Consider the following 12106-nt stretch of genomic DNA (forward strand, 5'->3'; position numbering starts at 1 on the left):
TTGCCCAGCTTCGCACCTGCCGATAAACCGCGCCGGACAGTGAACGAACGGAGTTTTCCATGTCCGCGCCGAAAAAAGTCGTGCTCGCCTATTCCGGTGGCCTCGATACCTCGATCATTCTGAAATGGTTGCAGACCGAATACGGCTGCGAGGTCGTGACTTTCACCGCAGATCTCGGACAGGGCGAAGAGCTCGAGCCGGCGCGCGAAAAGGCGATCATGCTTGGCATCAAGCCTGAAAACATCTTCATCGAGGACCTGCGTGAGGAATTCGTGCGCGATTACGTCAACCCGATGTTCCGTGCCAATACCGTTTACGAAGGTCAGTACCTGCTCGGCACTTCCATCGCCCGTCCGCTGATTTCCAAGCGGCTGGTCGAGATTGCCGAGGCGACCGGGGCCGATGCCGTGGCGCATGGTGCGACCGGCAAGGGGAACGATCAGGTTCGATTCGAGCTGGCCTGCTATGCGCTCAATCCCGAGATCAAGGTGATCGCACCGTGGCGGGAATGGGACCTGACGTCGCGCACCAAGCTCATCGACTTTGCGGAAAAGAACCAGATTCCGATTGCCAGGGACAAACGCGGCGAAGCACCGTTCTCGGTCGACGCGAACCTCTTGCACACCTCATCCGAAGGCAAAGTGCTGGAAGACCCGGCAGAAATGGCGCCCGACTATGTGTTCCAGCGCACCGACAACCCGGTGACCGCGCCGGATGAGCCGGAATACATCGAAGTTACCTTTGACAAGGGCGACGCGGTGGCGATTGACGGGAAAGCCGTGACGCCTGCCGAGATGCTCACCAAGCTGAATGAGCTTGGTAAGAAACATGGGATCGGGCGGCTCGACTTCGTGGAAAACCGCTTCGTCGGCATGAAATCCCGCGGGATCTATGAAACGCCCGGCGGCACGATCCTGCTGGAAGCGCATCGCGGAATCGAACAGATCACGCTCGACAGCGGCGCGGGACACCTGAAAGACAGCCTGATGCCGCGCTACGCGGAAATTATTTACAACGGTTTCTGGTTCTCGCCCGAGCGTGAGATGCTTCAGGCCCTGATCGACAAGAGCCAGGAGCACGTGACCGGCACCGTTCGCCTACAGCTGTTCAAGGGTTCGGTGTTCTGCGTGGGACGCTGGTCGGATCATTCGCTTTACTCCGAAGCGCATGTCACGTTCGAAGACGACGCGGGCGCGTATGACCAGAAGGACGCGGCGGGGTTCATCCAGCTCAACGCACTTCGGCTCAAACTCCTTGCGACGCGGAACCGCCGATTGAAATGATCGAACGCCGCCCGATCCACCGCGACCACCTGCGCGACCTGTTCGCGCTCAAGGTGGCGGAGGATCAGCAGCGCTTCGTGGCCCCGAATGAGATCACGCTCGCGCAACAGGCATACGAGTCTGGAGCCTTTGGGCTGGGGACACGCTCGTCGGCCTGATCGCGATGGTCCATCCCGGCGAGTATCCCGACAACGAACCAGGCGACGATCTTGGCGCGGCCTTTATCTGGCGGCTGATGATTGGCGAGGCCTATCAGGGCCGTGGATATGGCCGGCAAGCCATCGAAATCGCGCGCACAGTCGCCCGCGAGTGGGGTCTTCCTCGCGTGAACCTGTCTTTCGTTGACGCGCCCGGCAGCGCAGAAGGATTCTATTCTGCCTGTGGTTTTCGCCGCACGGGGCGCATGATGGACGGCGAAGTCGAGATGGTTCGTGACGCCTGAGCCGATTGGTTGCGGTCAGATTTGGCTCGCCTAAACTTGGGCCAAATGCAGGAGGCGAAATGGACCCCGACGAAGCGGAAATGTTCATCGAAGCGCAGGACGGTGTATGGTCAGACGTGATCGCAGAGCTCAAGGCCGGGCGAAAAACGACCCACTGGATGTGGTTCATCTTTCCCCAACTCGCGAGCCTTGGCCAATCCAACATGTCGCAACTCTTCGGTCTGCACGATCTGGGTGAAGCCAAGGATTACCTCGAAGAACCCACGCTTGGCCCGCGGTTGGTCGAGGTATCAACGCTCATGCTGGATCATGTCGGAAAGCGCGCTGAAGATGTGCTTGGCAATGTCGATGCAAAGAAACTCCGCTCGTCCATGACTCTGTTCGCAGAGGTGCCCGGTGCGCACGAGGTTTTCGGGAATGTGCTCAACGCGTTCTACGGTGGCGAACGCTGCCCTCAAACGCTGGACGAAATCGCATAAAAAAGGGCGGCCTCGCGGCCGCCCCGTTCACTCGTTACCAGCACAACTTTATTGTGCAGTGATCGTCGTCATCACCAACTCGCCGTCAGGCTTGATCGGGCCGTCTTCGGTCGCGCCCAGTGTATATTCGAACACGCCCGTGGCAGTGCCGCCTTCTTCCGAGTGGATCATCAGCATCAGCATGTCACCGGCCGCGACTTCTTCTTGCAGGATCGCAGCGACGTCGGTGTTTTCGCCCATGCGCAGCGGCGCATAGCCGACGACCGGCCCAGGTGCCATTTCCGCGTCTGTGCGGTGTACGACCAACCAGCCGTTTGCAGGCGCGTTGACCATATCTGCGGATACAACGCCGTTCTCGACGGATTGATCCGAGGCTTCCACGGCGGGCGCCATGGAGTGGCTCGCCGCAAAGGCGGTCGTGGCGACGGCGGTAGCTGCGATAGTTGCGAATGCGAATTTCATTTCCAAACTCCTTCTGTTGCAAACTGCGTCTTGTCCCGCGCAGTCGAAAGAAGGCACGTAAATGCTGATGAGAAAGTTTTTCCCGGCGCCTTCACGGTTGATCACAGCGGCGTGAGTATCTGCTAAGTCACTAATCGGTGGTCAAAAAGTCGCTCATAATATGGAAGCGCTTGCGCCACAAGGTCCGCCTGTCGCCCGGCGAGGACCGGCAGATTTCCTTCTGGTCCTGCAAACCCAGTGGACTTGTGGGCGCTGTCGTACCAATGCGACGCCCAAACGCCGTCGACGGACTTTGGTCCCGGTTCCCATTGGAGCATGGCGGAGTCCCAACTGAGGCAAAAAGCCTCGCAGATGCGGCGGAGCATAGCTTCGGGATTCCGACGCAGGTCGACGCTGTCCACGACCAACGGTTCGTGTCCGTCATCGGTCAATTGCTGGAACAGCTCCGCTTGTTGCGTGAATCCTATGTCTGCGAGCGTTGGATCGTCGAACTTCGCCGAAAAGCTTGCGACCACTCGGGCGGGGTGTCGGATCAGAATGAGGTGGCGGAAGCCGTCGAACCAGTCACGAGGCACCTGCGGGATCATATGTTGCGCCATGTGCTTGTGGTAAACATGCGGCGACGCGTCCGGCGCTTTGAGATTGGCGATCACTTGCGCCGGATCTTGCGGTTGGCTCGCCAATATCGCGTCCCGCATCGGGTGCTCGAGTCCGGTTGCGTCAAGGTAGGCGGCGTAGAACGGCTCGTCCACTCCCGTGCAATCGCGCCGATTGGAAAACGCATACATCATCGCAGTCGAGATGTTGCGCGGTCCTGACCAAGCAGCGATTTTCACAGCGTATTCCGCTGGATTAGAGACTTATAGAGGCTTCGGATATGTTCGGTCATCGGTCCGATCTCGCCCGTCCCGATTTTGCGCCCGTCAATCTCGCTGACCGGTGTCTGCGCGCCGAATGTGCCGGTCAGGAACGCTTCGTCCGCGCCGTAAGTCTCGACCAAGGAGAAGTTCTTCTCGAACACCGGGATGCCGTTCTCCCGGCAAAGCGAAATGACCTTGGCCCGCGTGATCCCGTTCATGCAGTAGTCGCCGGTCGAGGTCCAAACCTCACCTCCGCGCACTATGAAAAAATTGCAGGCGTTGGTGGTGTTCACGAAGCCATGGACATCGAGCATGAGCGCCTCATCGGCCCCGGCTTTGTCCGCCGCGATACAGGCGAGGATGCAATTCAACTTGGAATGGCTGTTGAGCTTGGGGTCCTGCGACATCGGCAGCCCGCGAATGTGCGGCACAGTGGCCAGTCGGATGGGACGGCCCAGCGCGGGGACTGAATGTTCCATGATGATTGCCACGGTCGGCCCCGAGCGTGAGAGCGACGGATGCTGAAAGGGCCGCGATTTGCGTCCGCGCGTGACCATCAGGCGAGCATGGGCGTCGGTTTCCATGCCGTTCGCCATTCGGGTGTCTTCGAGCGCTGCGAGGATTTCGGCGCGCGTCATGCCGACATCGAGGTCGATCGCCTTGGCCGCCTCGAACAGCCGGTCGAGATGTTCATCCACGAATGCCCAGCGCCCATCGTACAGCCGGAGTCCTTCCCAGACACCGTCACCGAGCATAAAGCCGCTGTCATAGATCGAAACGACCGCCTCATCGTCGCCAACGATCCGTCCATTCAGCCAGAATTTAAGGTTATCGTTGCGTGGGTCATGTTCGGCGTCGTGGGTGGTCTGTTCTTCGGTCATAGGGCGCTCCTTTGGCGCCACGCTACGACCCCGACAGAAAAGCGTCTACCTCGGCCCGCGTCGGAATCGCATCCGCCGTGCCGGGGCGCGTGACCTGGATGGCGGACGCGGCAGCGCCGAGCCGCAACGCATCCGCAATCGTCAGATCCTGGTCCAGCCCCGACGCCACGGCTCCGATAAAGCAATCCCCTGCGCCGGTTGTGTCGACCGGATCGACCGGAAAAGCCGGTTGTTCGTATCGCTCGGTTCCTCGCCATTCCGCGCCCTTCGCGCCGCGGGTGATGAGGATGTTGGGCACGTCCATCTCTTCGATCGAGACTCCCAGATGCCCGGCGATCTGATCGGCCTCGATCTGGTTCACGACGAGCAGGTCGACAAGCGGCAGCATCGCTTCGGCCTTTTCGGCTTTGAACGGCGCGGCGGAATAGATCAAGAAACATCCGGCCTCGCGCGCCAGCCTTGCTGCGTCAGCCGTCAGATTTGCCTCGTTCTGAAGCAGGAACAAATCTCCTTCGCTGGCCTCGAGCAAAGCCGTTTTCAGTAGAGTTAGAGACTGTTGATGGTTCGCGCCGGGCATGACGACGATCTGGTTCTCGCCCGCGTCGTCGACATAGATATTGGCATGACCCGTGACACTGCCATCAGTCCCGGTGAACCGGACATTGACACCGAACCGCTCCAACGCGTCGCGCCCTGCACCGTCCGGCCCGACCATGCCGATGTGCACGACTTCGGACCCCATGCGCCGCGCTGCGACGGATTGGTTCGCCCCCTTACCGCCCAAACCACTGGTTAGCGAAGTGGCAGTGAGCGTTTCCCCAGCCACGGGCAAATGCGGCACGCGGTAGACGTGATCCACATTGATTGACCCGAAGTTATAGATCGTCATCACTTCACCTTGCAGGCCGCCAGAACCGCCATGTTCAGTATGTCGTTCGCGGTCGAGGTGGTAGAGGCGATCTGGATCGGCTTGTCCACACCCGTCAGGATCGGGCCGATCACCGTTGCTCCGGCCAGTTCCTGCATCATCTTGACGCTGATCGAGGCCGAGTGACGGGCGGGCACAACAAGGATATTTGCCGGGGCGGACAGGCGACAGAACGGGTATTGTGCCAATACGTCAGGGTTCAGCGCCACATCTGCGGCCATTTCACCGTCGAATTCGAAGTCCACGCCGCGCGCTTCCAAGATCGCGGGCGCCAGGTGCATTTTCTCCGCGCGCTCTGATCGCGGGTATCCGAAGGTCGAGAACGACACGAACGCCACGCGCGGCTCGAGCCCGAGATCCCTCGCGACCGCCGCCGCGCCCTGCGCGATATTCGCGAGGTCTTCGGTCTCGGGCCACTCGTGCACCAGTGTATCGGCGACAAGCACGATCCGCCCTTTGTGCAGGAGCGCCGTAACCCCGGCAGCACCATGTTCCGGCCCCGCGTCGAAGACGTGGTTGATCAACTCCATCACATGCGCAGATTTTCGGGTCGCCCCTGTGACAAGGGCATCGCCATGCCCATGCGCCAACATCAGGGACGCGAAGACGTGGCGGTCACGGGCCGCGAGCCGATGAATGTCGTGGCGATCGAAGCCGCTTCGCTGAAGCCGTTCGTAGAGAAACGTCTTGTAGCTGGCGAGGTGATGGGTGTTGGCGGCGTTGATCACCTCCAACTCCGTCACCGCATCGCCCAAACCGGCCCCTTCGAGCTTTTCTTTCACATCCGACTCGCGGCCAACGACCAATGCCTTGCCGAACCCGTTGCGCTGATACGCCACGGCAGCGCGCAGGACGTGGGGATCGTCGCCTTCCGCGAAAATCATGGTTGCCTGCGCAGCTCGTGCGCGGGCGTTGAGCGACCGGATGATCGAGGCAGTCGGGTCCATCCGGGCCTTGAGCGTATTCTCGTAACCCGGCATGTCGATGATCGGCCGACGCGCGACCCCGCTGTCCGCCCCCGCCTTTGCCACCGCTGGCGGAATGGTGTGGATCAGGCGCGGGTCGAACGGCGTCGGGATGATGTAATCCCGCCCAAATGTCAGTTTCTTGCCATAGGCAATGGCGACTTCATCGGGCACATCCTCACGCGCGAGTGCTGCAAGCGCCTCGGCGCAGGCAATTTTCATCTCGTCGTTGATGGCACGAGCGTGGATATCGAGCGCCCCGCGAAAGAGATAAGGGAAGCCGAGGACGTTGTTCACCTGGTTCGGGTAATCCGAGCGCCCAGTCGCAACGATCACGTCCTCGCGGACCTCGTGCACCTCTTCCGGCGTGATTTCCGGGTCCGGGTTCGCCATGGCGAAGATCACGGCATCCGGCCCCATCGACTTGACCATCTCCTGTGTCACGGCGCCTTTGACGGAAACGCCAAGGAACACATCTGCGCCGTCCATCGCCTCTTCGAGTGTGCGCAGATCGGTGTTGGCGGCATGCGCCGATTTCCACTGGTTCATGCCCTCCTTGCGGCCTTGATAGATCACACCCTTGGTGTCGCAGACGATACAGTTGTCGTGCTTCGCCCCCATCGCCTTGAGCAGTTCGATACAGGCGATCCCGGCGGCCCCGGCACCGTTCAGAACGATGCGGCAATCCTCGATCTTCTTGCCCGAGATATGGAGTGCATTGATCAACCCGGCAGCACAGATGACCGCGGTCCCGTGCTGGTCGTCGTGAAATACGGGAATGTCCATCTCTTCCTTGAGCCGCTGCTCGATGATGAAACATTCCGGCGCCTTGATGTCTTCGAGGTTGATCCCCCCGAAGGTCGGCCCCATCAGCCGCACCGCATTGATGATCTCGTCCGGGTCCTCCGTGTCGAGCTCGATGTCGATCGAGTTGACGTCGGCGAAGCGTTTGAACAGAACCGCCTTTCCCTCCATCACCGGCTTTGACGCCAGCGCCCCGAGATTGCCGAGACCCAGCACTGCGGTGCCGTTCGACACAACGGCGACGAGATTGCCCTTGTTCGTGTAGTCATAGGCGGTTTCCGGGTTCTCGTGGATCGCCTCACACGGAACCGCCACGCCGGGGGAATAGGCCAACGACAAATCGCGCTGTGTGGTCATCGGGACGCTTGGCGAAACGTCGAATTTACCCGGTCGGGGCTCGATGTGGAACGCCAACGCCTCTTCGCGCGTGATCCGGGGTTTGCCTGCCATGTCCTGTCCTCCGTGGTCTCGGCGTCCTTAACTTTGCAGCATTGATCACACAACCACGTTGCTGCGTCTGGCTTGCGCAATGCCAAGGCTCGGAGCAACATCCCTAAAGTTTTGAGTTAGAATGAGCAATATCATTTCACAGCAGTTCTCGGTCGTGAACAGCATTCCCGGGGTGAATCCGACGCCACATCGCCATACATTGCTGACGAATCATTCGGGGAACGAGATGGCGAAGACGATCCTTCTGACCGGGGGCGCGGGTTATATCGGCTCACACACCTATGTGGAGCTGAAAGCGGCCGGCTATGACGTCGTCATCATCGACAACTTCTCGAACTCTCGCCGGGACGTTGCGGACCGACTCGCGCAGATCACCGACGGGCCTGTGAAAATCCACGAAGGCGACGTTCTGGACAAGTCATTCCTGGCGAGCGTCTTCGCGCAGCAGGAATTCGACGCCGTGATCCATTTCGCGGCCAAGAAAGCTGTGGGCGAAAGCGTCGAGAAACCGCTGGATTACTTCGAGACGAACTGCACCGGCTTTTCAAACCTCCTGATGGCAATGAGAGACGCGGGCGTTTTCAGGGTGGTCTTCTCATCCACCGCGACCGTCTACGGTGAACCGCAATCGCTTCCCTATACCGAAGATCACCGCCTTGCGCCGGTTTCACCGTACGCGCAATCGAAAGTGACCTGCGAAACCTTGCTCCGCCAACTGAAGGAGTCGGACGATCGTTGGAGCTATGGCGTTCTTCGGTATTTCAATCCGGCGGGCGCTCACGACTCCGCGCTTATCGGCGAAGACCCCAATGACATTCCCAACAACCTGATGCCTTACATTGCGAAGGTCGCAACGGGTGAACTTCCGCACCTCAATGTATTCGGGGACGATTACGACACGCCGGATGGAACGGGCGTGCGTGATTACATCCATGTCGTCGACCTCGCCCGAGGTCACGTTCAATCCGTCGCCAAGCTGATCGACGAGGACGCTACGCATGTTCTGAATCTCGGGACAGGCACGGGGTATTCCGTGTTCGATATGCTTCGATCATACGAGAAAGCATGCGGCGAGACGCTACCCTTCAAGATCGCACCGCGCCGTCCGGGCGATATTGATTGCTTTTATGCCGATCCTGCATCCGCGCGCGACTACCTTGGGTTCGAGGCCCAGCGTGGGCTGGACGACATGTGCCAAACATCATGGAACTGGGTCAGCCGACTGCGGAATTCCTAGTTTAACCCCGGCTCGTCCACCGTTAGATTCGGTGAAAATCGCCTGGGGGCATTCGTGAACAAACCGAACACCGTCACGCCGATGATGGCGCAATATACGGAGATCAAATCCGGGTACCCGGATGCGCTCCTGTTCTATCGGATGGGCGATTTCTATGAGCTGTTCTTCGATGACGCTGTGGCGGCGGCACAAGCGCTCGACATCGCGCTGACCAAAAGGGGCAAGCACCTTGGCGAAGACATTCCAATGTGTGGCGTCCCGGTTCATGCCGCCGAAGGCTACCTTCTGACCCTGATCCGCAAGGGGTTTCGCGTCGCTGTTTGCGAACAAATGGAAGATCCGGCAGAAGCGAAAAAACGCGGCTCGAAATCGGTCGTCAAACGTGACGTGGTGCGGCTCGTTACACCCGGGACGCTCACCGAGGATTCGTTGCTTGATGCGCGGCGGCACAATTTTCTCGCCGCTTATGCCGAGGTCCGTGACGAAGGCGCGCTGGCCTGGGTTGATATCTCGACCGGCGCGTTTCGCGTCATGGCCTGCTCGCGCGCCAGGTTTGGTCCAGAGCTTGCGCGCATTGCCCCGCGCGAGGTGGTGGTGAGCGATGCGGAGGAAGCGAGTTTAGCCGAAATAGTCTCTGATATGGGCGCTTCGATTACCCCCTTGGGCCGAGCGGCCTTTGACAGCACGTCCGCCGAGAAGCGCCTATGTGAATTGTTCGAGGTCGGCACGCTCGAGGCCTTCGGCAGTTTCGGGCGCGCTCCGTTGGGTGCCATGGGTGCAATCGTCGAGTACCTCAATATCACGCAAAAAGGAAACCTGCCGCTCTTGCGTCCTCCGGTTCAGGAAAAGCCGGGCGGAACTATGCAGATCGACGCTGCAACCCGCCGAAACCTTGAGATTACCCATGCACTCGCTGGCGGGCGCGACGGATCGTTGCTGTCGACCATCGACCGCACCGTGACGGCCGGCGGCGGACGGCTTCTCGAGCGTCGACTCTCAAGCCCCTCCTGTGATCTCGCGACGATCATCGCACGGCACGACGCGGTGACCTACCTCGTCGAAGACACGAGGTTTCGGACCGACCTGCGCGACGCCCTTCGGAAAGTGCCAGACATAGACCGTGCCCTATCGCGCCTCGCGCTTGACCGCGGCGGTCCTCGAGACCTGACTGCGATCCGCGATGGGCTCGGCGCTGCTCAGGAAATCGCCGACCGGTTCCGTGAGCAGGAAGCGCCGGAGGTGTTGACCCGCTCCGCGGCCAGTTTGAGCGGACACGACGCGCTGCTGGACCTTTTGGACCGTGCATTGATTGCCGAACCGCCATTGCTTGCCCGAGACGGTGGGTACATTGCCGAAGGTCACGACGACGAGCTGGACGAAGCGCGCAAGCTGCGGGACCAGGGGCGCGGCGTTATCGCTGGGATGCAATCGGATTATGCTGCGCAAACCGGGATCAGTTCGCTGAAGATCAAGCACAACAACGTGCTGGGCTATTTCATCGAAACCACCGCGACCCACGCAGAAAAAATGCTCTCGGCCCCGCTTTCGGAAACCTTCATTCATCGGCAGACCACAGCCAGTGCGGTACGGTTCACGACCGTGGAATTGTCGGAGATGGAGACCAAGATCTTGAATGCTGGAAACCGGGCGCTCGAGATCGAGAAACGTCTCTATAACAGCCTGAAAGGCGCCATTCTTGACCGCGCAGGACCATTGGGGGAAGCCGCGCGATCGTTGGCTGAGCTCGATCTCAACGTGGGGTTTGCCGATCTTGCCGTGACCGAGAACTGGGTGCGACCGAAGGTCGAGGACAGCCGTGCATTCGAGATCACGGGCGGGCGTCATCCAGTCGTGGAACGCGCCCTTCGCAGCCAAGGCGGCGAGCCGTTCATCGCCAACGACTGCACTTTGTCCGATGGTTCTGACGGTGCCGATATCTGGCTGCTGACCGGACCGAACATGGCGGGTAAATCTACATTCCTCCGCCAGAACGCGTTGATCGCACTTCTCACGCAATCCGGGAGCTTCGTGCCCGCGACGGAGGCCCGTATCGGGATTGTCAGTCAGTTATTCTCACGCGTGGGCGCGTCCGACGATCTCGCGCGTGGCCGTTCCACGTTTATGGTCGAGATGGTGGAGACCGCGGCCATCCTGAACCAGGCAGACGACCGTGCTTTGGTTATCCTCGATGAGATCGGGCGCGGCACCGCGACGTATGACGGTCTGTCCATCGCTTGGGCAACGCTCGAGCACCTGCACGAAACCAACGTTTGTCGCGCGCTCTTCGCCACCCATTACCACGAACTGACCCAACTTGCCGACAAGCTTTCCGGTGTCGACAATGCGACGATTGCGGTCAAGGAATGGAACGGCGAGGTGATCTTCCTGCACGAAGTCATCAAGGGCGCAGCGGATCGGTCCTATGGAGTGCAAGTCGCCAAACTCGCCGGCCTACCCGAAAGCGTGATCGCCCGCGCGCGAGTCGTGCTTGACGCATTGGAAAAGGGTGAGCGAGAAGGCGGCACCGCGCAAAAGGCGCTCATCGACGATTTGCCTCTCTTCTCGGCGGTCACACCCCAGCAAGCCCCTGCACCCGCCGGGCCCTCACCGCTCAAGGAAAAGCTCGCCGAGGTTCACCCCGACGAGCTTACGCCTCGCGAGGCGCTCGATCTGATCTACCAGTTGAAGGATCTCAGCCGGGATTAGACGAAACGCCGACCTGCGCCGGTCGCAACAAGCGGTCGTGCAAAAGGAAGCCTTCGGCCATCACCTGAATAATGTGGCCTTTGGTGGTGTTCGGGACCGGAGCCTCGAACATGGCTTCGTGGTGTTCCGGGTCGAATTTGTCGCCGACTTCCGGGGTCAGAATGGTGATCCCGTGCTTCGAGAAAATGTCGAGAAGTGACCGCATGGTCAGTTCGATGCCCTCGGTCAGGCCAGTCGCCTTTTCGCGCAGTTCGTCGTCAATCGCATCCAGCGCCCGTTTCATGTTGTCATAGACAGGGAGCATGTCGCGCGCGAGTTTGGAGCCGCCATAGTTCTCGGCTTCGCGACGGTCGCGGTCGGCCCGTTTGCGCACGTTCTCGGCATCCGCCAGCGCGCGCATGAACTTGTCGCGTAACTCATCGCGCTCGGTTCTGAGCGCGGCGATTTCTTCAGCATCGGCCGCGTCGTGATCGACTTCTTCCTCGGCCATTTCATCCAGGCTCTGGAGCTTTTCGTCGCTATCGCCCTGTCCCTGGTCGCCCATGATTTCCTCGATTGCCGCTTCGATATCGTCAATCGGCTCTTTCTTCGGATCTGCCATTATCGTCC

Annotated in this window: 12 protein-coding genes; 6 read left to right on the forward strand and 6 right to left on the reverse strand. The window is 60.2% G+C overall.

Annotation, left to right across the window (positions count from 1 at the left end; all coding sequences use genetic code 11):
- Positions 1-59 precede the first annotated feature (59 nt).
- The 4 genes from KJP28_RS14095 to KJP28_RS14110 are packed head-to-tail and all read left to right on the forward strand — an operon-like array spanning position 60 to position 2204.
- Positions 60-1283, forward strand: coding sequence for an argininosuccinate synthase (locus KJP28_RS14095; protein ID WP_218393252.1), 1224 nt, complete (start codon positions 60-62; stop codon positions 1281-1283).
- The gene (locus tag KJP28_RS14100) at positions 1280-1441 is read left to right on the forward strand and encodes a hypothetical protein (RefSeq protein ID WP_218393253.1); all 162 of its coding nucleotides are present in this window, start codon (positions 1280-1282) and stop codon (positions 1439-1441) included. The genes KJP28_RS14095 and KJP28_RS14100 overlap by 4 nt, the downstream gene beginning before the upstream one ends.
- Before the next feature lie 5 nt (positions 1442-1446).
- Positions 1447-1725 (forward strand): GNAT family N-acetyltransferase, encoded by a 279-nt coding sequence (locus KJP28_RS14105; RefSeq protein WP_255552398.1) that lies wholly within the window; start codon positions 1447-1449, stop codon positions 1723-1725.
- Between the two features lie 59 nt (positions 1726-1784).
- On the forward strand, positions 1785-2204 hold the full coding sequence (locus tag KJP28_RS14110) for a DUF1810 domain-containing protein (protein WP_218393254.1): 420 nt from the start codon (positions 1785-1787) through the stop codon (positions 2202-2204).
- 48 nt (positions 2205-2252) lie between these two features.
- On the opposite strand, the gene KJP28_RS14115 is transcribed toward KJP28_RS14110, so the two are convergent.
- The 5 genes from KJP28_RS14115 to KJP28_RS14135 form a co-directional block, all read right to left on the reverse strand.
- Positions 2253-2666 (reverse strand): DUF7282 domain-containing protein, encoded by a 414-nt coding sequence (locus tag KJP28_RS14115; protein ID WP_218393255.1) that lies wholly within the window; start codon positions 2664-2666, stop codon positions 2253-2255.
- Between the two features lie 122 nt (positions 2667-2788).
- Positions 2789-3502, reverse strand: a complete 714-nt coding sequence (locus tag KJP28_RS14120) for a sulfotransferase-like domain-containing protein (protein ID WP_218393256.1) — start codon at positions 3500-3502, stop codon at positions 2789-2791.
- Positions 3499-4407 carry a D-amino acid aminotransferase gene (locus KJP28_RS14125; protein ID WP_218393257.1) on the reverse strand — a complete coding sequence of 303 codons (909 nt, stop codon included), beginning with the start codon at positions 4405-4407 and terminating at the stop codon, positions 3499-3501. The genes KJP28_RS14120 and KJP28_RS14125 overlap by 4 nt, the downstream gene beginning before the upstream one ends.
- Before the next feature lie 22 nt (positions 4408-4429).
- Positions 4430-5296 (reverse strand): ribokinase, encoded by an 867-nt coding sequence (locus tag KJP28_RS14130; RefSeq protein ID WP_218393258.1) that lies wholly within the window; start codon positions 5294-5296, stop codon positions 4430-4432.
- Positions 5296-7554 (reverse strand): NADP-dependent malic enzyme, encoded by a 2259-nt coding sequence (locus KJP28_RS14135; protein ID WP_218393259.1) that lies wholly within the window; start codon positions 7552-7554, stop codon positions 5296-5298. The genes KJP28_RS14130 and KJP28_RS14135 overlap by 1 nt, the downstream gene beginning before the upstream one ends.
- 226 nt (positions 7555-7780) lie before the next feature.
- Between KJP28_RS14135 and galE the strand changes: the two genes are divergently transcribed.
- Complete coding sequence (gene galE / locus KJP28_RS14140) at positions 7781-8791, forward strand: UDP-glucose 4-epimerase GalE (protein WP_218393260.1); 1011 nt, start codon at positions 7781-7783, stop codon at positions 8789-8791.
- Positions 8792-8872: 81 nt separating this feature from the next.
- On the forward strand, positions 8873-11497 hold the full coding sequence (gene mutS, locus KJP28_RS14145) for a DNA mismatch repair protein MutS (protein WP_218393467.1): 2625 nt from the start codon (positions 8873-8875) through the stop codon (positions 11495-11497).
- On the opposite strand, the gene KJP28_RS14150 is transcribed toward mutS, so the two are convergent.
- The gene (locus KJP28_RS14150) at positions 11484-12098 is read right to left on the reverse strand and encodes a nucleotide exchange factor GrpE (protein WP_218393261.1); all 615 of its coding nucleotides are present in this window, start codon (positions 12096-12098) and stop codon (positions 11484-11486) included. The two genes, mutS and KJP28_RS14150, sit on opposite strands and share 14 nt — an antisense overlap.
- Positions 12099-12106 lie beyond the last annotated feature (8 nt).

This window comes from Maritimibacter dapengensis, assembly GCF_019218265.1.
Lineage (GTDB): Bacteria > Pseudomonadota > Alphaproteobacteria > Rhodobacterales > Rhodobacteraceae > Maritimibacter > Maritimibacter dapengensis.